The 21,911-nt window shown below is 45.6% G+C and carries 18 protein-coding genes; 5 read left to right on the top strand and 13 right to left on the bottom strand.

The window, feature by feature from the left end; all coding sequences use genetic code 11:
* Positions 1-197 precede the first annotated feature (197 nt).
* The 9 genes from MKX68_RS23075 to MKX68_RS23035 all read right to left on the bottom strand — a co-directional run bounded on the left by MKX68_RS23075 (position 198) and on the right by MKX68_RS23035 (position 13,263).
* Positions 198-539, bottom strand: coding sequence for a cupin domain-containing protein (locus tag MKX68_RS23075; RefSeq protein ID WP_340914165.1), 342 nt, complete (start codon positions 537-539; stop codon positions 198-200).
* 142 nt (positions 540-681) lie between these two features.
* Positions 682-2,640, bottom strand: coding sequence for an ABC transporter permease (locus MKX68_RS23070; protein WP_340914164.1), 1,959 nt, complete (start codon positions 2,638-2,640; stop codon positions 682-684).
* Positions 2,615-3,385 carry an ABC transporter ATP-binding protein gene (locus MKX68_RS23065; RefSeq protein ID WP_339783071.1) on the bottom strand — a complete coding sequence of 257 codons (771 nt, stop codon included), beginning with the start codon at positions 3,383-3,385 and terminating at the stop codon, positions 2,615-2,617. Before MKX68_RS23065 ends, MKX68_RS23070 begins: the two co-directional genes overlap by 26 nt.
* 189 nt (positions 3,386-3,574) lie before the next feature.
* Positions 3,575-4,573, bottom strand: a complete 999-nt coding sequence (locus tag MKX68_RS23060; RefSeq protein WP_340914163.1) for a sensor histidine kinase — start codon at positions 4,571-4,573, stop codon at positions 3,575-3,577.
* Positions 4,570-5,283 (bottom strand): response regulator transcription factor, encoded by a 714-nt coding sequence (locus MKX68_RS23055; protein ID WP_340914162.1) that lies wholly within the window; start codon positions 5,281-5,283, stop codon positions 4,570-4,572. Before MKX68_RS23055 ends, MKX68_RS23060 begins: the two co-directional genes overlap by 4 nt.
* Positions 5,284-5,366: 83 nt before the next feature.
* Complete coding sequence (locus MKX68_RS23050) at positions 5,367-6,341, bottom strand: sugar kinase (protein WP_340915480.1); 975 nt, start codon at positions 6,339-6,341, stop codon at positions 5,367-5,369.
* 71 nt (positions 6,342-6,412) lie between these two features.
* Entirely contained in the window at positions 6,413-7,456 is a 1,044-nt protein-coding gene (locus MKX68_RS23045) for an SPFH domain-containing protein (protein ID WP_091029036.1), read from the bottom strand.
* A 453-nt stretch (positions 7,457-7,909) separates the two neighbouring features.
* Positions 7,910-12,289 (bottom strand): glycosyl hydrolase 53 family protein, encoded by a 4,380-nt coding sequence (locus MKX68_RS23040; protein ID WP_340914161.1) that lies wholly within the window; start codon positions 12,287-12,289, stop codon positions 7,910-7,912.
* A 257-nt stretch (positions 12,290-12,546) separates the two neighbouring features.
* Positions 12,547-13,263 (bottom strand): YceI family protein, encoded by a 717-nt coding sequence (locus MKX68_RS23035; protein ID WP_340914160.1) that lies wholly within the window; start codon positions 13,261-13,263, stop codon positions 12,547-12,549.
* Between the two features lie 192 nt (positions 13,264-13,455).
* Here MKX68_RS23035 and MKX68_RS23030 point away from each other — a divergent pair, with 192 nt between their 5' ends.
* Together MKX68_RS23030 and MKX68_RS23025 are read left to right on the top strand one after the other, a co-directional pair.
* A complete protein-coding gene (locus tag MKX68_RS23030; RefSeq protein WP_036613325.1) occupies positions 13,456-14,142 on the top strand; it encodes a response regulator transcription factor in 687 nt (228 codons plus the stop codon).
* Positions 14,127-15,593, top strand: a complete 1,467-nt coding sequence (locus MKX68_RS23025) for a HAMP domain-containing sensor histidine kinase (RefSeq protein ID WP_340914159.1) — start codon at positions 14,127-14,129, stop codon at positions 15,591-15,593. Before MKX68_RS23030 ends, MKX68_RS23025 begins: the two co-directional genes overlap by 16 nt.
* Positions 15,594-15,698: 105 nt before the next feature.
* Here the strand turns inward: MKX68_RS23025 and MKX68_RS23020 are convergent, their stop codons facing one another.
* Positions 15,699-16,511, bottom strand: a complete 813-nt coding sequence (locus MKX68_RS23020; RefSeq protein ID WP_339783061.1) for an AAA family ATPase — start codon at positions 16,509-16,511, stop codon at positions 15,699-15,701.
* Between the two features lie 525 nt (positions 16,512-17,036).
* Between MKX68_RS23020 and MKX68_RS23015 the strand changes: the two genes are divergently transcribed.
* Both MKX68_RS23015 and MKX68_RS23010 read left to right on the top strand, forming a co-directional pair.
* The gene (locus tag MKX68_RS23015) at positions 17,037-17,189 is read left to right on the top strand and encodes a DUF1540 domain-containing protein (protein WP_076209985.1); all 153 of its coding nucleotides are present in this window, start codon (positions 17,037-17,039) and stop codon (positions 17,187-17,189) included.
* 202 nt (positions 17,190-17,391) lie between these two features.
* Positions 17,392-18,849 carry a 4-hydroxyphenylacetate 3-hydroxylase family protein gene (locus tag MKX68_RS23010; protein WP_340914158.1) on the top strand — a complete coding sequence of 486 codons (1,458 nt, stop codon included), beginning with the start codon at positions 17,392-17,394 and terminating at the stop codon, positions 18,847-18,849.
* 19 nt (positions 18,850-18,868) lie between these two features.
* On the opposite strand, the gene MKX68_RS23005 is transcribed toward MKX68_RS23010, so the two are convergent.
* Genes MKX68_RS23005 through MKX68_RS22995 form a run of 3 tightly spaced genes read right to left on the bottom strand, consistent with a single transcriptional unit; the run spans position 18,869 to position 20,752 of the window.
* Entirely contained in the window at positions 18,869-19,435 is a 567-nt protein-coding gene (locus tag MKX68_RS23005; RefSeq protein ID WP_340914157.1) for a nitroreductase family protein, read from the bottom strand.
* Between the two features lie 52 nt (positions 19,436-19,487).
* Positions 19,488-20,294, bottom strand: a complete 807-nt coding sequence (locus MKX68_RS23000) for a hypothetical protein (protein ID WP_074095589.1) — start codon at positions 20,292-20,294, stop codon at positions 19,488-19,490.
* Positions 20,295-20,299: 5 nt separating this feature from the next.
* Positions 20,300-20,752, bottom strand: a complete 453-nt coding sequence (locus MKX68_RS22995) for a flavodoxin (protein ID WP_017687802.1) — start codon at positions 20,750-20,752, stop codon at positions 20,300-20,302.
* Positions 20,753-21,045: 293 nt separating this feature from the next.
* Here MKX68_RS22995 and MKX68_RS22990 point away from each other — a divergent pair, with 293 nt between their 5' ends.
* Complete coding sequence (locus MKX68_RS22990) at positions 21,046-21,909, top strand: class I SAM-dependent methyltransferase (protein ID WP_340914156.1); 864 nt, start codon at positions 21,046-21,048, stop codon at positions 21,907-21,909.
* The last annotated feature ends 2 nt before the right edge of the window (positions 21,910-21,911 follow it).

Raw genomic sequence — 21,911 nt, 5'->3', positions numbered from 1 at the left:
TGATGTTCTCAGACCCAGGTATGCTTTTTGTTTTGCGATGGAAGCCACACTTGATATACACCTTGGAGATTGCTAGAAGGACGAATGTTGGAGCAGAGTATTTTTGAATAAAAATAAATAAGGAAACTCCAGAATAGAGTTTCCCTTATATTGGTGTCGATCAGTGAATCATTTTATAGATTCCTTGATATTAGATCTTAGATGTCCTTTGCATAGGATGCTGCTGGCACTTTATTTAACACTACGAACAAACGAACTTCCTGATCTCCTGTATTATGGAATGTAAACTCCACCTCACCGCCGCAATGGATCACATCCTCTTGTTTCACCACTTGTTCTTTTCCATCCAGAATAAGTGTGCCTGTGCCTTCAACCACCAGCAGTATAACGTCTGTGCCAGGATGTTTATGAACGGGAAGCTGCTGTCCTGGCAGAAAATGAAGGACAAAGGTCACCCCACCACCTTGTTGGAATAAAACCCGTTTCGTAAAACGGTCCTCACTAAATTCTTTGACTTCTTGCAATGACGTAATACTCATATAATCGTCCTCCTCGATAATATCATCTGTTGATGCATTCATCTTAACGCAAGAAAACCCGCGATTCCTTGATCTGAATCAAGAAAATGCGGGCCACGAACAGATCATGGTCGATCCATATAACCATTCGTTTGTTGAATGATTACACCATCATTTTGCGCAGAGAAGATATATATCTGGAACGGATAACAAAGAAATAAAATGTCTGTGCAAGGAGAAACGCACCAAATACAGTCAACACCGGAACCGTATAATTCGTAATACCGAATTCAGTCAGGAATGGCTTAACTACGACCAACGTTTCAATGATAGCTACCCCAATTGGTAAAAAGAACAGAATGGCAATCTGAACGGTGGATGATCGTTTCATCTCGTCGAAACTGAGACCCATTTTCGAAAGAGAATGCACCATTTTCCCATCTGCTTCAAGATCGGTATGCAGTCTGAAATACAGAAAGCTTGCGGAAGAGATGGAGAAGATTAATCCGATAAATATGCCCAGAAAGGTAAAGAGTGCTGTACCTTGTCTGTATCTCTCAAAATCTCCATATCGAGTGCTCAGATATCCGGAGTAATTATCATCCGAAGCATTATCGCTTCGAATGGTATCTGCGGAAGACAGAATCTGATCGCTAACCATGGCTTCCGAGGAGTGCCGGTCAGGTACAGCATGACCCCAGGCAGGAATCTGATACAGAACTTTGCCAGATAATCTGTATCCTTTGATCTGTTGTGTGATCTCTTCAAACTTCTCATCCGGGAGGACAACCACAGCTGTTGAATAGATCAAGGTTGCAAACCGTGTCTCAACATCCGTAGCTGTAACTGTTGCTTGCATTGAGCCAGCTTCCAGATTCAAGGTCAATGTGTCTCCTTCCGCATAATTGCGAAATCTGTTGCGATCGATCTGAGCCTGATCCTTCACATTACGGGAATCTACAAACAATGCTGAGTCTGAATCCAATTGGAATGTCTTTTTTCCTAGGATTGTATTGAATCGGTTGTAATAACTGAGCGGCATGACCGAGACAGCACTCAGATCCGCATCAGACCAGAAGTACTCCAAATACACTTGCTGATAATCCAAGCCTGCGGCTTGAAGTCTCGAATCAACGGCGCTCATATCCAATTGATCCGAGGGTGTGTATACATTGTATTGGACTGCAAAATCATTATTGATAAACTGCTCCCGATTCTCCTGATCCAGTGACAAAATCACCACTGCACTCATCGAAGCAATTGCAATCACCACGGTCACCATAAAGAGCATGCGAGCATTATCCTTCATTTTGTAACTCATCTCTGATATCCATAACAGACGTGTACCACGCCATACCTTTTTACGATTACGCTTCAATAAACGGATGATGAGCACGGAAAGTTGTGAATAGAAAAAATACGTCCCGGCTATCCCTGTTACTGCTGCAAGCATGATTGTTCCGCCATTTAACCCGCTACGGAGTACCACAAAACCTACTGTAAGTAATGCAAAACCCAGAAGTGAGAAGAACCACGAAGCTTTGGGCTCTTTTTTAGGTTTGTTGGTTCCCGTCAAGAGCTCTAACGTCCGCTTGTTCCCGATAAAGAGTAATGTGAAGAGTGAAATGCAGAAAAACAATATCAAAAAGGCCCCGATCGTAATCAGAATCGCTTTCACGGGAAAATAAAAGGGCAAATCGTCCATCCCGATAAAACGAGTCGTTAACATCAGAAACAGCTTGGACAACAACATACCTCCCCCGATACCGGCAATAATGGACAGGCAGCCGATCAACATGTTTTCCAAAATGACCAATTTCCGAATCTGTGCGGGCTCTGCACCAAGTATGGTCAGAATACCAAACTCTTTGTTCCGTGATTTGAGAAAAGCACTGATAGAATACATGACAAAGAAAAATGCAAACACATATACAATGATCGAAGCCACCTGCATCCCCGTAGCAGTTGTGTCTCCCATCGGCAACTCTTTCACATACGGATGATAGATGAACACCGCATAAGCGAAGAAAATCATGACCATAAACACACTACTTAGAAAAAAAGCAATATATGCTCGCCCGTTCCGGCGAATATTGTTAAACGCGAACTGAGGAAAGCTCATGTGAATTCCCTCCCCAGAAGGATAAAGTATCGATGATTCGCTGGAAGAACGTCTGTCGATTATCTCCGCGGTGCACCTCGGCTGCCAGTTTTCCGTCCTTGATGAACACGATGCGGTTACAATAACTTGCCGCAAGCGGGTCATGTGTGACCAACATAATGGTCGTTTTCTCCTGCTGGTTAATCTGTTCAAGTGACTCCATGACCGCTTGGGATGACGTAGAGTCCAGGGCACCGGTTGGTTCATCCGCCAAAACAATCGAAGGCATATTAATCATGGATCTCGCAATGGCTGTTCGTTGTCGCTGTCCGCCCGAGATTTCGTAAACTCGTTTATCCAGAATGTGATCAATCCCAAGCCTGGTTGTAATACGATGAAGTCTGCTCTCCATCTCCTTCAGTTTGACCTTGTCCAGTGTCAATGGGAGTACAATATTCTCAGCAACCGTCAGCGTGTCCAACAGATTGAAATCCTGAAAGACAAATCCGAGTTCCCGACGCCGGAACATGGCAAGTTCCTTCTTTTTCATATCAAACGGGTTCATGCCATTAATCAGCACCTTGCCTGAGCTGGGTTCGTCAATGGTCGAGACCATGTTTAACAATGTGGTTTTGCCACTGCCAGACGGACCCATAATACCCACAAACTCACCTTGCTTGATTGTCAGATGAATATCACTAAGGGCTTGAGTTTGCACTTTACCCTGATATACTTTGCACAGTGCCGATACTTTTAACATTTCCATGTGTATTCCCCTCCGAATCTTTCATTCTATATACGTTATTTCTATTCTTATCCTAACGGACCTCCCGTAACGGTGCTATCGAATTACCTTAAACTTCCCTTACAGCGCGTTTAAGGTTCTGTTCCCCTGCCTCCTCTATCACACTCCTATGCATTAAAAAAAGCACCTCGCCCATGGGCAAAGCGCTCTTCACTTCGGATATTTCGATTGAACCCAGCTGAATCTGACCAATGTTCCCTCATTCGGCTCCGAAAACAACTCCACACGATTATCCAGTCGGGCACTGATCTCACGAACCAGATATAATCCCATTCCCGTGGATTCGTGGTATTGTCTGCCCCGTTCCCCTGTAAAATAGGGATTGAACACACGATGAATATCCTCCGATGAGATGCCGATTCCCTCATCCTGAATATCCAGGATTGTACGCTCTTCCAGCTTATAGCCGGTAATGATCACTTTTTTGCCTGATTTGCTATCGGAATAGTTCACGGCATTGGTCAGGATCTGGGTGAACATGAACCGCAGCCACTTGGAGTCACTGTAGATCTGAAGATCTTCCTCTATACGGATATCCGGCGTAATGCCTCTGCGTATAAACAAGCGTCGGTTCTCTGCAATGCTGCTTCGAAGCACCTCATGCAGGGACAGCAGCTCCACACGAAAATCCCCTTCAAACTGTTCAAGCCTTGATGAATGCAAGACCATTTCAAGTCCTTTGCGCATTTTATCCAGCTCATCCTGAATGCTACCAGCCGTCTCATCTTCCACATCTTCCAAGGTCAGTTGGATAATGGACAACGGTGTCTTCATCTGATGAACCCAGCGATTCATGAATACCACCTGCTGCTCCTTGCTAGTACGTAACTGACCTATCTCGTTCTGCCGATTACGCTCCAGTTCATGTAACAATTCCTGGACGGCCTCCGCCACAACCGAATTTCCAAGCGTTTGAAAGGGCTCGTTTACCCGTTTACGTGGTTGTTCAAGGAGATGATAATATGCTCGTAGCTGGAAGTAACGTATGATCAGATAGACCATCAGCACAACGGTACTGATCAGCATGCCATAGAGGACAATTTTCATCGGGCGATCTTCACCAGAGAGCCAATACACACACGGAACTAGCAACATCTGCAGCACATAAAATCCAACTAACATCTGGTGGTCTTTCAGGAAAAGTCTCATTTCCCTTTCCCCTGTGAGAACGAATCCAGATCCAACACACGATAACCCGCTCCGCGAACCGTCTCCAAAATCTCTTCCGCACCCAGTTCCTTCAACTTTCGGCGTACGCGTGTAATATATACATTCAACGTATTATCATCAATAAAATGCTGATCTTCCCACATCTGTTCTAACAATTTTTCTCGGCTGACCACTCGTCCTGCCTTCGCCATCAGCGCTTCCACCAGTATCGCTTCCTTCTGTGTTAGCTCGGTAGAATGCTCATCATATTCCAATACAAATCGCTCAGGATAAAGGATCAGGGGACCGTTCTTTACCTTTGCTTCCTGCTGCACAGCAGCGTAAGAACCATAGGCTCTGCGCAGCTGACTGCGGACTTTGGCAAGAACGACTTCATATTGAAAAGGTTTTGTAATATAATCATCCGCTCCATGTTCCAATGCCATAATCTGATCCATACCACTATCCCGAGCGGATATGAACAAAATGGGACATATGGAATGTGTGCGTATCTGTCTGCACCAATAGTAGCCATCATATTGAGGCAAGTTCACATCCATCAGTACCAGATCCGGTTCCATCTTCACAAATTCATCCAATACATGACGGAAATCATCTGTGACCTGCACCTGGAATCCATTTCGGGTCAGATAAGCCGCCAGCAATCCTGCAAGCTTGGCATCATCTTCAACCAACAATATCGACTGCATCGTTAACCCTCTTTCCGTTTCCTGACGTCAATGTATCACATCTAGTTACCCATTCTAGTCGGAAACGGCTTGGAAATAAAGGGTCAGACTACGAGACGCCCCCTCTTCTCTGCCAACCCAATAATAGCTTCCACCCCTGAGTTAAACTCAAGAAAGTCCTGCTCAACCCCATCGCTGAATATAACACCATCCTCTGGCATCTGGGATACAATGTGCAATGGTTGCTTTGAATGAATCTGTCCAAACACCAGATTGGCTGCTGTCGTCCGGCTCGGGAACGGTTCACGTACTGAAAAATATAAGTACGGCGCATCCCAGTTAAAATGATTCAACTCCTGCCTGCTTCCATGAATGGATGCCGATGCTGTAGCAACCTCAGCTTCAGAATTCATGTTCAGCCATGCCGCCGACCCAACAATCCCGGTGGCTCCCGCCAGCACACTTTTGAACCAGCCTGTTGATCCCATGCCTGTGGATACAATGATACCACTCGAGGATTGTTGTTCTGCGGATGAACCCAAACGCACTTCATAACGTGCCGATACATGTGTCTTCCGGCCAATGAACAGATCATTCACACCATATAGATACTGTCCATCATTGAGTTCCACTTTGGCGAGAGTGACTTCTTTCAAGGTTCGTTGCTTTCGAATGACATCAGGAACAATGAAGCTGAGATCCTCCACAGTAAAAGGTAATAATACCCCATCCCACCGCATCGGGTCCGGGTTCACACCAATGAGCGGCTGATCGGTTACATATTTGAGGGTGTTGGCTACAAGCCCATCCTGTCCGACCACAACCACGATATCCTGCTCTCCAAAGATAAAATTGGGTACATGTTCCCGATCAATCGTCTGTACACGACCCAACTGTCCCAGTTGCTGCTGTGCCTGCTGCACAGATAGCCGATAACGACGGTCTTCCTCCATATAATCACTGAAGTCTGCGCCCAGACGTTCAATATAGAACTGGGCTTGCTGCACCGTGTTATATCGAACCACCAGCTCTTCCAGTCTGGTCCGGCGCTTCACCAGAATCAGTTTATGTTCGCTCATTCGATCATCTGCCGCAGGCTGCTGACGTACAGATTTCCCTGCCTGCTCTGCTTGCTCTCTTCTTCCTAATCTCATCTCGCTCGACCTCCCTGATCTCTGCCCGGCGCGGGAGACATTAATCCCTGCAACAGATCCGGCGAGATATTAAGCTGTCCGATCTTGCCTGCATTTTCAGCCAGTTCCTGGAACGCGAGTGCGATCAGCTTATCGGAATTCATACCCATGTTCGCCATCGCTTGCAGTACATTTGGCTGTACATTTTGCAACGAATTCATCACGGCAGCAATCTCATACGCTTTGGCATCCGCTTCCGCATTGTGATTGGCAATGGTTAACTCAATCAGTTGCTGCTTACGTTCCTCCATCGCTGTATTGAACTGAAGCTGCTCCTGCTCCATCTCATTTTGTTTCTGTTTCACCGAGCGCTCAGCCTGCAATTGGGTCTCGCGAATTTGCTGTTTCTTTGTCTCTACGGCAATTTCGGTGTTCAGTTCGTTCTCTTTCACTCGTCTTTCCTGTTCAATCGATGCATTCCGACGTACATAGAGCGCTTCATCTGCCTGACGCAAAATCTCTTCACGCGCTTGGGCTTCCAATGCACGCATCGTTTCTTTATTAGGCAGAATAGCCAGGATGGATAGACTCATTAGCTCAACGCCCAGTTTCTCCAACTCTTCACTTTGTACAACTTCGCGTTTCATGCTGCTCGCCAGCCGTTCACTGGATTGAATGGCCTCCTTCAGCGGCATTTGCTCCAGATGTTTCTTGGTTAGTACTTTCGCTGTGGTGATCACCCGTTGGTCCAGCTTGCCGGGGTCGTCGGAAATATACCGATTTTTGCGCAAATTGTACGTGTAATTCAGACTCTGGGTTATTTTCAAATAATCCACTATGCGATAGCTTAGCTGCCCTTGCACAGTAACCGTCTGATAGTCCGCTGTAATCTCTTCGAACATGAATGGTACATCCACCGAGGACACGGGTAGAACCACTACCGATGTGGTCGGCTCATAATAATAAAAGGACAATCCGACACCTTGACGTTGTATCTCACCATTTTTCACTTTCATGACATACTCACTGGGTTGAAATTTCGCAAATCGGAATCCAAACATGGCTCATTCCCCATTTCTTAATATTGTCGTTTTGATATTATCGAAATGATAACAAATGAATTTGATATTGTCAATACGACATTAACAAAATGTTTATATGCCTATTTAAAGAAAGCGGGTCCGTTCTATATAAGTTGAACTAAAGATTATTTACACTGACACTCCGATGACAGAATAACCTTCTAATCGCTGTTATCCCCAGATTTTTTCGATTCCCTTTTCTAAAGGGAAAATCCGGTGATAAAGGCGAACGCTTCGCTTTTTCAGTTTTTTCTGTACTCTCCGTTATCGTGTAAATCAATAGTTAAACTTATATAATCTCTTTTCACAAAAAAATAAAGAGACCGAATCCTAATGATTCGATCTCTTTACCTGCTTTGTTATTTTCTATTCATGCGTACTGATGATGCACCAGGCATCCTTCATAATAAAAACGGACTTTTTGAACTATCTCTAATACAGTTGTTCCATCAGTCTGGCGACTGCAACAGCCCCTTGTGCACGGTTCGCCGTTTCTTTCGGAGCAAACGTGCCATCAGGCATACCATTTAGCAGTCCAAGTTGTTGCATCGAAGCTACAGCTTCTTTTGCATACCCGGCGATCTCGGCATTGTCTACAAATACCGTATTTCCTTGTGCAGCATTGTTCGCATCCTGATCACGTTGCACAACCTGCAGTGCTCTGTTCAGCATAACAGCCATATCTTCTCGTGAAATACGTTCATTCGCTCCAAAGCTTCCATCTGCTCGGCCTTGAATAATGTTCATTTCTATGCCAAGTCGTACTGAATCGGCATACCACTGCCCTTCCTTCACATCTGTTGGGATCGAAGTAGATGGATCGGGCTGGCGTGTATCACCAATACCTTTAATAATCATTTGCAAAAATTGTGCTCTGGTCAGTTCACCTTGTGGGACAAAACGTGTTGCACTCATCCCCGTAATAATTCCCTTACCGTATAGGTTCTGCACTTCTTGGAGAGCCCAATTGTGATTTTGCAGATCATGTAATGGCACTTCAACTTCTGCAATGACATAACTGCCCGATTCCAGCGGTTTGAACGCCATCGTTTTTGTCTTGTCATCGTACTTGGAATACATAACAGGTTTCATTTCACCACTTGGAGATACGGAATGTACAACCATAACTACATCATTCTTTTTAGGTTGCTCCACATTGGATAGAGCAACCTCAACCGCTCTGTTTGTCCATTGCAATGGCTTATTGTTCATTAACAAACTTACATCAACAATCGCATGATTACCGATCGCTGCTTTTTGCGATGTGGACAGTGTATCTGTCGATCCTTTTGCCACTACGATGTCGAACGTTCCCGCAGTCTCCGCAATGGTTAGCGGGAGTGATTTTAGAGGAACACGAACGGTAGTTTGTCCTACGACTACATCCAGGGATTTCACTTCCTCGGAACGAATCCATGCTGCCAGTTGACTTGCAGCCAATTGGAATGTGACTGTCTTGGCTGTGTCGGGTACATCTGCAAGCAGTTTCAACGTACGATTTCCTGCATCCATGGATTGCAGTGCCTGAGTTAATTGAGATGCATCTGGACGAATCGAATACTTGTCATCCCCGGTTGCTGTTCCTTTTACCGTTATCGAACCCTTCGCTGGTGAAGTAACCGAATCAACCGGTGGGTTCACTACAGGGTTTCCTGGCGTTGGAGCTGTTCCCGGGTTGGACGGTTGTGATGGTTCACTTGGTTGAGATGGCTGCCCAGGGCCAGGTGTTACATCTTGACGTACAAGCTTACTCACAGCATCTTGTAACGCACGATCCGCATTGCTTACATCTTGCGTTGAAGATTCAACATCCAGAATGAATGCCTTCGCTTCAGAAAGTGCCTTACTAAATACATTCCAGCTTGAAGTCGTGTATTCGGTTTGCTTTAATTTCTCAGCGGTATCTACCGTAGCTTGCAGTACAGATTTGTCCGCCGGGAATGTACCGTAGGCTTCAAAATCCATAAATCCTACCCATGTGGGACCTGTTTTAATCGTTACCAGAATGTAACGTCCCTCCGTGCCTTCTGGAAGTACATGGCTAGGTGCGGTCGATACAACAACATCACTTGTGGTGTCCACTACTTTCACAAAATTTTTGTTATCGTTGGACACTTCGATCGTATATTTGATGCCGCCACTCCACATCGACATTTCGATTTTGCGGAGGTTAGCAACCTGACCCAAATCCACTTGCCACCAGCTATCCTTACTCTGGTCTGTTCCCCATGAAGTGTTTGGATTGTTGTCAATTGCACCTTCAGGAGAGTTGGCTTGATTGCCTCCTGTCCCTGCACTGCTCGAAGCCGTTGCCGTTTTGCCCGTTGTTAAAGCCTCCAGAGAGACCAGACTAGTAAAGGCTTGTTTCAACGTATTCAGTGCTGAATTCACCTCAGACTGAACAACAGCATTGTTATCTCGGACCTGAATCGCTGCCTGCAAAGACTGTTCCAATATAGACCAGCTCCGGCGTGTATAGGAAGATTTAGTCTGCTGCTGCATTTGTTGAATGTACTGGTGCAGTTGTGTTTTGTCCACATTGGATAGACCATCAATGGCATCATGCAAACGTTTAACCGCTGTATTCGCATCCGTCTGTGTCGCTCTAGGATCATTCAAGACCTGCTCAGCGCCTTCCAGCGCTTTGGTCAATACCGCCCAAGTGGCCGCAGACCAGTCAGCCTGCTGATACGTACGGGCTTCCGCTATTTTGGCTCGAAGCTCGTCAAGCTGCGGGGCGATAACCTGCATCTGCTGCATCACACGTTCTAGTGCTGTTGTCGCTGCATCTGTATCTGCTTGAGTTACCCCGCCCGGCGTGTATGCCTGTTGGTATACATCATTCGCTGCCGAGATTGCCGGAGCCAGAGTCACCCAGCTTTCCGGAGTAAAATCAGTCTGTACCAATGATTTGGCTCGTGTAAGTGCCGCATCCAGTTGCTGGCGGTTTGCGGGCAGAAGACTCAATCCACGTTTGTACACATCAAGGGACCATAACGCTCTGCCTTCATACGAATGCCCGCCGTTGGCCGGAAATTCATCGTAATCAAACATCGCTTGGTTCTCCCATGCATTCCCTTCGGATGCAATCCAGCCTACACCGGCCGGAATCCACGCCGGCTCCCAGTAGAAGAAACCTGCACCATGATTATTCGGCACGTTCGCAATCATGTCCATAATGCCCGCGATGGCATCATATTGACCTTGAACGGTTGCGGGGAAGTCTGCTCCCCCTACATGAAGCGCTTCGTCCGATCCGATGATATTGCCATGAGCATCCCCGTTTTTATAGGAAAATGGATACGACGTTTCAGCGATAATGACATCTTTGCCAAACTCGGCTGACACTTCATTCATCGTTTTCTGTACATCCGCAAACGTCCCATGCCAGAACGGGTAATACGACAATCCGATAATGTCATAGTCCAGTCCGCCATCACTTAACTCTTTAAAGTACCATTTGAACGTATCCACCTTGCCACCTTCAGCCAGATGGATCATAATCTTCACCTTATCCGCGTTATCGGTCATCTCTCCTTCTACTGCACGTACAGCATCGACTCCGCTTTTCAGCAAGGCAACATTTTCGTTGAAATCCACGTCACTGCTCAAGCCGTTCAGAAGACCACTGTTGATTTCATTACCGATCTGCACCATATCAGGCATAGCGTCTTCGGCTTTCATCTCACTTACAACTTCATACGTATAATCATATACAGCTTGTTTCAATTGATCGAAAGTATAACTTTCCCAAGCTTTAGGACGAAGTTGCTGTCCCGGATGAGCCCACTCGTCAGAATAATGGAAATCAAGCAGCACTTTCATTCCTTTTGCTTTCACCCGTGCGGCTAGCTCAATGACATCTTCCTTATCGTTGTATCCCCCTGATTTCTGTGGATCATTCCACAGACGAAGACGCACATAATTGACACCGCGATCCTTGAGAATATCAAGCAAATCACGCTCTGTACCGTTGCTGTCCACGTATTTTCCGCCTTTGTCCTCAATGGCAGTCAACGTGGAAATATCAACACCTCTAACATAGTCTTCACGATATCCCTCAACGATCACCTTAGCTTTAAGCTGAGGCTCTGGAGGCGCACCATATACCGCACCTGTCACGGTGAAGCTGCCCGCATGTGCGTACTCTGAAGGGTCAATACTGTCCCATTCCACTGGCACCATTCCTGATTTTCCATTCTGGTACCATGCTTTTACCTGATTAGGCAGAATTGGCGCACTTCTTGTCACCGTTCTCACTTCGATCTCATCATATCCTTTAATATTGGCTGGTTCAGTTCCTTCTGATTCTCCCCACACTTTGAACTCCAATATTTCCGGCCAGACTCCTCCACCCTTGTAAAAGGAGATGTTCAGTCTGATGTATCGCACATCATTCTGCTCAAACGTCAGATCAGCGATCTGTTTAGGATCGGCATTTTCACTTTGATCAACAACTTTGGTCCATGCCTGTTGGTCAGCAGATGTTTCTACCATATATTTCACAACCGTGTTTTCTCTCCACGTTATTTCCGCTCCGGACAGATTGTAGTCTTCACCCAGATCAATCATGACCCACTGTGGTTGTTCCGTTGTCACTCCCGCAGTAGCAGTCCAATGCGTGTCACTTTTACCATCAACCAAGTGCTCCTTTTTACTCTCCCACTCCAAATATTCTGTGCTTACCTTAACCGCCTTGTTAAGTGCCACGTTCACTTTTGCATCTTCTGCAGCCGCTGGACGAACCATCAGTCCCAGATCACAGAATAGCATCAGTAACACCAGACACCCGCTTATGTACCTTTTGTTCACTCTTGATCTCCCCCTTTTTGTGTTTGATTGTGCATGGATCAATGAATGTTATGAATCCTCCTCATTGTAAGCGCTTAATAGTGATAGGCGACACGGCATAATCCAAAGGAAACAGCAGTTATTTTAACAATATGATCCTGTGACAGTTACATTTGAGCTATATTAATCACACTATTTTGCAAAAGAAACAAAAAAATCTGTCCGTCTACCGTAAGGCAGAACAGAACAGATTTTCAGGTATATGATCATTGTTACACTTATTTAGTAAGTTTCAATTCAAGCTGTACCTGGATATCATTTTCAGTTGAGAGCACAACGGAGTGTGGATTTTCCATTCCGAAATCTTCGAACGTTACCATGGATGTTGCCGACAACAATACTGCATTATTCTCATAAGCAGCTTTTGCGTCAAAAGTTACTTCTTTTTCAATACCTTTAACCGTAATCGTACCATTCATTTTGATATCAACCGTTTGACCGACAGGCCATTCCGCAGGTACCCCTTCAAATGAAGTCGCTGTAAATGTCGCTTGTGGATACGTAGCGATGTCGAAGAAATCCGCTTGCTTCACGTGACCATCACGCTGTCCATTCCCGGAATCAATTCCGTCCATCTCGATCTGTCCTTCTGCCTTCATCTGAGAAGCATCGTCTACATTAATTGTCCAATTCCCTGTTACCTGCTCGTCCACAAAATTAACCGTCTCCTGTGAAGTGGTTACGGAGAAGTATACTTTGGAACCTTCGCTGATGTTCCAGTCTCCGTTCAGTTGCTCTGCTCCTGCAGTTTCATTGGCTACAGCCGTTCCTGTGCTATCTACAGTTGTTGTGGAAGTTGCTGTGCTGGCAGGAAGCACCTGTTCAATCTCCACGTTGTTCCCCAAGTAGCTATTTGCGAGATAGTAACCACCGCCACCAATTACGGCAACCGCCGCCACACCTGTAATAAGCCATGCTTTTGCTTTCTTGTTCATCTGTATGTTTCCTCCAGTATATTATTGTTTAAGTTGCTTGTTGGAGTGAATCATATCAATTGAATGTGTCAGGAAGAAGTCAAGATAAGACAAGTCCCATATTTTTTTCAAATCCGTAATACAGGATTGGCTTTACGCTCTAGCTCATGTAAAATCAGTACAAGTTTACTCAGCGAAAGGAGAACGCTTTTCTTGAAATCCATACTTATCGTCGAGGATGAACAAGCTATTGCACGAGTACTGGCTGCTTATCTGAGAAAAGCAGAATTTGAAGTTCATCATGCAGCAGATGGACCGACTGCACTTACCCTTTTTGATACCGTAACGCCTTCCCTGGTATTACTTGATGTGATGCTGCCAGGAATGGACGGATGGGATCTGCTGCGGATTATTCGTGAAAAAAGTGCTTGTCCCGTGATCATGCTAACTGCACTGGATGATATTTCAGACCGTCTCAACGGATTAAATGCCGGTGCTGACGATTATATGAGCAAACCTTTTGTACCGGAAGAAGTGGTCGCCAGAGTGAATGCGGTATTGCGCCGTAATCCACATTGGACATCAGGTGGCGAAGAGAAGCGTTCCTTTGGAAATCTCGTCATTGATCTTGCTGCCAAGCAGGTGCTGCTGAACGGTGCAGAGGTTGCACTCACACCTCGTGACCTGTCGTTACTGTTCTTCCTGTCCGATTATCCGAATCGTACATTTACCAGAGATCATCTTATTGAACAGGTATGGGGGATGGACTATGATGGCAGTGACCGTGCTGTGGATCTGTCGATTAAACGACTTCGTCAAGCCCTCTCCCACTGGTCGCCAGAGACGGGAGAAATTCGGACGTTGCGAGGAATGGGGTATCAATTTTGGATCGCCAACTGAAACAGAAAAAAAACAAACGGACGATATCCATTCTGTCACACTGGACACTGCGATATTTTCTCATTTTGTGCATTGGTTTCACGATTATTGCGGCAGGGGCACTCTACTGGATTCGAACAACTTCTATTGAAAAAAGCCTCAAAACCGCAGAACTGCTTGGTCTGGAGATTGCCGATCATGTGACCAGTGAAAATAATATGCTTCGGGTTCCACCCGATCTTGACAGACTGGTAACCAAGCGAGAGAAACTATTTAATACAGATCATTATTTTTGTGTCATGATCTTGGACAATAACAATCAATTGATCTTTTCCCAGCCTAAAATGGAGCAAAAAGATGTGCATTATCGACTGTCAGACGACTATCTTGAACCGCGAAACAACAAATATGCAGGTGTAACGGTCAACATATCCGAGGGAGATCAAACCTTGGGTAAAGTATGGGTTATGCAGTCCAAACAATCCATTACATTTGGTCCAGAGACGATATGGCTCGTGGCTCTAATCCTCGGAGGACTAATCCTCTGTGGATGGTTTACAATCTATCTCCTGTCCAATAAGTTATCCAGACCTATTCGTCAGGTCGCCTATGCCGCTGAGCAGATTCGAGGTGGCAATTATGATGTGAGCCTTGACTTGAATACACGAGAACGTGAGATCAATGAACTTGTAAATTCATTTCGAGATATGGCGACTCGTCTCCGACAACTCGAAGAATGGCGTACACTCTCGCTGGCAGGGGTCAGTCATGAACTCAAGACACCGGTAACTTCCATCAAGGGGCTCGTTATGGCAGTACGTGACGATGTCGTGAGTCCACAGGAAGGGAAAGAATTTTTGGATATCGCTTTGAAGGAGTCTGAACGTATGGAGCGTATGGTCGCAGATTTGCTTGACTATAACGCCATGGCTGCAGGAAGTGTTGCCGTTCGCAAGGAACGGACGGATCTGAAGCTGTTGGTCGGTGAGATCATCTATCAGTGGAAGATTGCCTATGAGGACAAAATGCCAGAGGTTCAGCTGCACTCCCCTCCAGTCAACTTCTTTACCATGGGGGATGCTCTGCGCATTCAGCAGATCATTGTAAATTTGCTCAATAACGCACTTCATGCCACAGCTCCTGAACAAAAGGCTATCTTCGATATTTATCTACACGCAGAAGAACAGATGCTGTACGTTGATGTCAAGGACAACGGCACAGGTATCGCGGCTGAAGACCAACCCAAGATCTTCGAACGCTTCTATCGTGGAGAGCTCAAAAAACGTCGTAACCGCGGCTTGGGGCTAGGATTAACATATAGCCGGCTACTTGCTCAGGAACAAGGCGGTGAGCTGACACTTGTCTCCAGCAGCCCGGAAGGCAGCATGTTCAGATTAAGTCTGCCACGCTGGACTGCAACACAAGAAGCCATGAATACAGAAAAAGCATACGGAGCAGCCGTTAAAGTGTAACGCAACATGCTAACATGGCAAATAGCCCAGGATTCCATTCAGGAGACTGGGCTATTTCAACGTTGTTCCTTGTTGCTTTATCCAAACTTTCCAAAATGGAAGCTGTCAACACTCTAAGACACGTGGCCTGTATTCATCGTAAGCATCCGAGATCAGTTGCTTATGAAGTGTACTACTGGCAATGATCGCTTTTCGCTTTGCTTTCAAAACAATCTGCTCTATATCCGCATAACTGCACCCTGCCAAGCGTTCACATATGTAATCTTCCAGCCGGGTCTCCTGTTCAAATGATCCCACCAACTTGCTGATATACAATCTGCGACTTGAATCATCAGGCATTCCATAGGTCATCTTCGTATCAAAACGCCGCCAGATGGCATGATCCAGTTGGGTTTCCAGATTCGTCGCAGCGACCAGAATGCTGTCCCCATCGAATTCGTCCAGACATTGCAACAACGTATTGACGACACGCGCCATCTCTTTCACTTCATCATTGCTCTCACGCGTACGGCCTATGGCATCAAATTCATCCAGAAATAACACACAGGGATTCATTCGTGCATATTCGAATAACTTGCGTACATTACTCCCCGTCTCCCCAAGATGGCTATGAATGATTGCATCCAATCTCACGAGTACCAGTGGCAGATCAAGGCGCTCCGCCAGATGTGATGCCGTTAATGTTTTCCCTGTACCGGGAGGCCCGAACATGACCATTTTGTTGGGGATTGATACATCATGCTCTCTGAACTTCTCTTTCATGCCCAGAATGGTGATGAATTCGTTAATGATACGCTCATTTTCAGCGGAAAATACAATATGCTGGGCTTTGCGCCTACACTCTTTTGGCGTGTAAAAAGCGGCCATATCGATCCCTTTTGCTCGGGGAATCCGGTTCATATGGTTCATTTTGCTCATGTATACACATGCTCCTTCATTTATGGTTTCAGTCCGTGATTCAAGTTATATAAGTTGAATTAAAGCATATTTACACTGACCACTTCGATGACAGAACAACCTTCTGATCGCTGTTATCCCCAGATTTTTTGATTATTCCCTAGAGGGGAAATCCGGGGATAAAGGCGAACGCTCCGCTTCTTCAGGTTCTTTCTGTCCTCTCCGTTTTCGTGTAAATGTCTAGTTCAAATTATATAGAATCAATTAGACTTTTAATCGTAATTATTACTATTAAATAATAACATACTACTGCCTTTTTGCAAATATAACCACAGCACGTACACTATTTTGCCACAGAAGGAAGTCATTTGGTTGCAAGCTTCAATAAAATTTGCTATTCTAAATATGCATCGTTGTGTATAACGCAAAAAAGCCCTCCGAATTTCGTGAGAGAGCAAAAATTTTCCAGATTCGCAAGCGGCAACTTGTTATATCCGGATTCTTTATACCAACGACTGTAATCTAATTAAAGTGAGGTTAACAATCATGGCAAAAGACGTATTGTGTGAAGTTAATTCCTGTCGTCACTGGGCTCAAGAGAACAAATGTAACGCTTCTTCGATCTACATCGTGAGTCACAGTAACAAAGAAGCAAGTCAGTCTGCTGAAACAGACTGTAAGACTTTTGAAGTAAAATAAGTAAACTCATGTGATCCACTTAAAGGAGCCCTTACCGGTTCCTTTTTTCTTTGTCTATTGTAACAAGAATGATAATTATTATCAAGCCCTATTCTGTAAAAATCCTTCTCACCTCTTCAATGCACATTGGACAGATGACCTACGTACACTACGTAAGAAGTCAGTATGCCCATGAACGATTAGAACCAAGAGGTGAATAATAATGCCTGTTAAAAGTGGCACACAGTATCGCGAACGAATTGATGCACAGTCCGTCCCTTGCTGGTACAAAGGTAACCTTATTACTGGAAAACGCTCTGAACATGTAGCATTTGCTGGTTTAATGGAAACTCAGATGTACATGTATGATCTGCAATCTGATCCTCAATTTGCGGAAAAGATGACGTATGCCTCCCCGGCAGACGGCAAACCTGTGGGCATATCCTTCCTGCCTCCAACGAGTGCCGATGACCTCCGTAAACGACGGGAAGGGATGAATATCTGGGCAAATGTCCATCATGGCTTTCTTGGTCGCTCACCCGATTACATGAATACAGCCATAATGTCCTTTTACACAGGTGCCGATCTCCTGAACGAATTATCTCCCCAATATGCAGAAAATCTCAAAAATTATTATGCGTACTGCCGTGATCATGATATCACGTTATCCCATGCCTTCATTCAGCCATATGCCAGCAAAATCTCAGGGCAATTGGATGCTACTGAGGATGCTATCGCCGCAAAGGTCGTAGATCGCACCGAGGAAGGCCTCATTATTAGCGGTGCATTCATGATGGCTACACAAGCCGCCACTTCGGATGAGATTTTTGTCTATCCGTCACCTTCTCCCGCCCCATTTGATGACGAAAATCCATTTGCATTCTCTTTTGCTGTCCCTAATGATCTTCCGGGAATCACTCTGGTATGCAGGGATACCTACGCAGCCGAATCTCACACCAATTATCCCCTGAGTTCCAGATATGAAGAAATGGACAATATCGTCATCTTTGACCGGGTGCTCGTTCCGCATGAACGGATATTTTTTGCAGGAAGTGAGGAAATGTCCTCGCGTCTCTTCAGTGGTAGCAACTTTCATATTCATGCAGGTCATCAGGTATTGTGTCGTTATATCGCCAAGACGGAATTTGTTCTCGGTACAATCCAGCTTCTCACGGATACACTGGATCTGAATACGGAAGCACATGTTATAGAGAACTCTGCACGTGTGTTCGCAGGTCTTGAATCGTTAAAAGCATTGGCCTTGGCCGCGGAGGCAGGTGCAATACCAGACGGAAGAGGATTTGTATTACCTGCACCCAAACCATTGATGGCAGCCAATCTCCTTTTTCCGAAACTTTATCCTGAGATGATTGAAATTTTGCAACTCTTGGGTTCGAGCGGGGTGATTATGATCCCTCAGGAAGAAGAGTTTCAATCCGATGTCGCTCCTTCACTGAATATATATCTGAAAGGGAACGATATGGCTTCTCACGAACGCAACGCTCTGTTCCGACTGATCTGGGAGCTTGGGGCTGGATCATTCGGGGGCAGACAGACCCAATTCGAACGATTCTTTTTTGGCAATGTCCTTACGGTATCCAATCGGTTGTTCTCCGTCTACAACAAAGATCAGACGAATCGTCAGCTCGTTCGTGATTTTCTATTCAACACCAGCAAATAAGAGAACCAATGAATCATTTTTATACCAGATGGTCATAGACCGTCATCAGTTCAGAGGCTGGTCTGCTTGCATCCATATCCCGCGATGCAGGCTGGTCTCCGTAACCGATATGGAATACCCCCAGCACCTTCTCTTCACTTTTCAAACCCATCAAATTCATAAACACAGGATGTTGTTGATAATCATTGATCTTCCAGACCGCATTCAAACCCTGTTCCGCAGCCAGAATACTAAAACGTTTGCTCCAGGCTTTGGCCGGCAGAAGATCATCCTCACGGGCATTTCTAGGCGCCACTACAACCAGATGGGTAGGGATTGCTTCCGTGTATTGATATGTAGCCCAATCGCCGTAGCGATCAGCCAGATGGGGTGGATAGCTCTGTCTGACCGCTTCCAGATATAGCTGTCGCCCTTCGCCTGCAAACAACATAAACCTCCAGGGTTCTGAACTCATCACATATAATGAAGGATCTGCTTCATCAAGCAACTTTCGTATAACCGACTGGGGTACTGGCAACGGACTGAATTCGCAAGTTCCTGCACGTCTCTTGCCGCTGCTTATATCTTGACTTAGACCGGTAGACATGGCAACTTCCCCTCCTCTATCTGCATGATATATCGTTATCCTTCAATCGCCTTCACATCAACCATGTTTTCTTCGGTTCAATGGCTTCCGTTCTCCAGCGATCTACCTCTTCGTGTATGCGCGCTTTATCACGCGTCGTAAACTGTTCTGACTCCACCACTTCTGCTTGCGGCATGCTGTCACGTATCAAGCGAATGTAGTCCATGGAACGTATCAGAGACTGGCGTCCAGGGATGTACCTGATTTTGCGTCCTTCCAACAAGCAGTATATCTCGATCATACCCGGTAATTTTCCGAAGGCTTCCCAGCAGAATGCACTGACCATATGCTGAAACGCCTCAACTACGTTTGGATCATGGACAACCATATATTTCTGAATAAGCAGCGAATCCCAGCCTTCTGGCTGCCAGGCCGCCTGAAATATCATCGATAAATGCATGGATAATGAAGGTAACTCCGTTCTCCACTGTTCAAAAAGAATGGCTGGATGCTTCAAATCATCGTTCATTGCAATGGCGAGTGACAATTCATCCGTAATCTTGTTCTTTACATCCCAGTAATGGAGAACAGATTCGAAACCATCCGTCTTTCTGGGCCACCACTTCTCAAGTAAATACTGTACAGGTACCTCTTTGCGAACATCGGGGTCGAGACTGTAAAAGGCATTAACCGCATGGCTCACCGCATATTGTACACGGTGCCTCCATTGCAGTGGAAGACGCTGCTCAGACACTGGTTCAGGGCGGATGAATCGGTGTGGGCTGCGCAGCATTTCTTCCAATCTGTAATCTTCAAGCAGACGTTCAGGAAGGTCATTCCTTCCGACTGGCATCGCTGCCTGAACATTATGTCTTAACATGATCTTTAGGATACCTGTAATCCGGCAGCAGCGAAGCGTTTGCCAAAGTCACGGCATGTTTCTTTCTCCTGCTCAAGCGGACTGTATTCAATTTTCAACATCTCTGGAGATACCTCCGCCCCACGCTCTTGCAGCTTGGCAGCCGCGAGATCAACTGCACCGCAGAACTGCTCATACGAGGTGTCACCACTTCCAAACACCGCAGCTCTCTTACCGCTCAAGTCTAGTTCATCCAGCTCCTCATAGAAATCAAGGAATTCATCTGGCAACTCCCCGTCTCCCCAGGTGTACACACCGATCATGAATCCGTCATAGTCCAATACATCAGATGCATTACAATCCGTTACGGATTTCAGGTCAGCCTCGTGGCCTCCCTGTGTAATTCCTTCCACGATCAGTTCTGCAATTTCTTCTGTATTTCCTGTCATGCTCGCATAAGCCACTAACAATTTAGCCATCTATTTTTCCCTCACTTTAATTTGATCATGTTATATTCTCTCTATGAAGAAAGAATGAATTTTGGATTAACAAAATCATATGTGATAATGATTATCATTGTCAAATTAAATTTTTGGTTATCTTTGTTTTTCAGTATATGGCGCACCTCGGATTTCAACACAGCTAAAATACTTCATCCTTTAAGGTCAGATGTAATAGCTTCCTCCAATGATCCCGTCCCCCAACTGGCGTACAAGCCCTTTTTTGTTGTACAATAGTATCCAAATGACTTTTGAAGGATGGATAAATCATTATGTACGTAGCTAAGAATTGGAAGGACTATGAAGTAATCGATACAGGAGGCGGCGAGAAACTGGAGCGTTGGGGAGATGTGATTTTACGCAGACCCGATCCACAGATTATCTGGCCCCTTGAGCAAGAAACCAATGAATGGCGTCAGGTGCATGGTCACTATCATCGCAGCTCTTCCGGTGGCGGTAACTGGAATATGAAAAAGCCCATTCCCGAGCGCTGGACGATCGGTTACGAAAACCTCAAGTTCCATATTAAACCTACCAGCTTTAAGCACACCGGCCTGTTCCCTGAACAAGCTGCCAACTGGAGCTGGATGATGGATAAAATCTCTAATGCAGGACGCCCTATTTCTGTCTTGAACCTGTTTGCCTATACAGGCGGAGCAACGGTAGCCGCTGCTTACGCAGGCGCTTCTGTTGTGCATGTGGATGCTGCTAAAGGCATGGTTCAATGGGCCAAGGAAAATGTTCAATTATCCGGACTGGCTGATCGCCCTGTTCGTTTTATTACAGATGATGTTTTCAAATTCGTACAACGGGAACAACGTCGCGGAAATCGTTACGACGCCATTATTATGGACCCTCCTTCTTATGGCCGTGGCCCTAATGGAGAGACATGGAAACTGGAAGAGAACCTATATCCTTTCTTGAAGTCATGTATGACGATCTTGTCGGATAATCCATTATTCATGCTGGTTAACTCCTACACTACAGGCATTTCCTCTACGGTTCTGCGCAACATGTTGACCATGACCATGTCTGCTCAGTACGGTGGTGACATTACTGCAGGTGAAATTGGTCTGCCAATCACACGTAGTGGTCTGGATCTGCCTTGTGGTATTCTGGGCCGTTGGGAGTCTTAATC

The organism is Paenibacillus sp. FSL M8-0212, from assembly GCF_038004645.1.
In the GTDB taxonomy this organism is placed as follows: domain Bacteria; phylum Bacillota; class Bacilli; order Paenibacillales; family Paenibacillaceae; genus Paenibacillus.
Note: the sequence above shows the minus strand (reverse complement) of the source record. Positions and strands in the feature narration are given on the sequence as shown.

Coding starts and splice junctions, on each gene's coding strand:
- MKX68_RS23075 (WP_340914165.1), bottom strand. CDS start 539: ATGAGTATTACGTCATTGCAAGAAGTCAAAGAATTTAGTGAGGACCGT.
- MKX68_RS23070 (WP_340914164.1), bottom strand. CDS start 2,640: ATGAGCTTTCCTCAGTTCGCGTTTAACAATATTCGCCGGAACGGGCGA.
- MKX68_RS23065 (WP_339783071.1), bottom strand. CDS start 3,385: ATGGAAATGTTAAAAGTATCGGCACTGTGCAAAGTATATCAGGGTAAA.
- MKX68_RS23060 (WP_340914163.1), bottom strand. CDS start 4,573: ATGAGACTTTTCCTGAAAGACCACCAGATGTTAGTTGGATTTTATGTG.
- MKX68_RS23055 (WP_340914162.1), bottom strand. CDS start 5,283: ATGCAGTCGATATTGTTGGTTGAAGATGATGCCAAGCTTGCAGGATTG.
- MKX68_RS23050 (WP_340915480.1), bottom strand. CDS start 6,341: ATGAGCGAACATAAACTGATTCTGGTGAAGCGCCGGACCAGACTGGAA.
- MKX68_RS23045 (WP_091029036.1), bottom strand. CDS start 7,456: ATGTTTGGATTCCGATTTGCGAAATTTCAACCCAGTGAGTATGTCATG.
- MKX68_RS23035 (WP_340914160.1), bottom strand. CDS start 13,263: ATGAACAAGAAAGCAAAAGCATGGCTTATTACAGGTGTGGCGGCGGTT.
- MKX68_RS23020 (WP_339783061.1), bottom strand. CDS start 16,511: ATGAGCAAAATGAACCATATGAACCGGATTCCCCGAGCAAAAGGGATC.
- MKX68_RS23015 (WP_076209985.1), top strand. CDS start 17,037: ATGGCAAAAGACGTATTGTGTGAAGTTAATTCCTGTCGTCACTGGGCT.
- MKX68_RS23010 (WP_340914158.1), top strand. CDS start 17,392: ATGCCTGTTAAAAGTGGCACACAGTATCGCGAACGAATTGATGCACAG.
- MKX68_RS23005 (WP_340914157.1), bottom strand. CDS start 19,435: ATGTCTACCGGTCTAAGTCAAGATATAAGCAGCGGCAAGAGACGTGCA.
- MKX68_RS23000 (WP_074095589.1), bottom strand. CDS start 20,294: ATGTTAAGACATAATGTTCAGGCAGCGATGCCAGTCGGAAGGAATGAC.
- MKX68_RS22995 (WP_017687802.1), bottom strand. CDS start 20,752: ATGGCTAAATTGTTAGTGGCTTATGCGAGCATGACAGGAAATACAGAA.
- MKX68_RS22990 (WP_340914156.1), top strand. CDS start 21,046: ATGTACGTAGCTAAGAATTGGAAGGACTATGAAGTAATCGATACAGGA.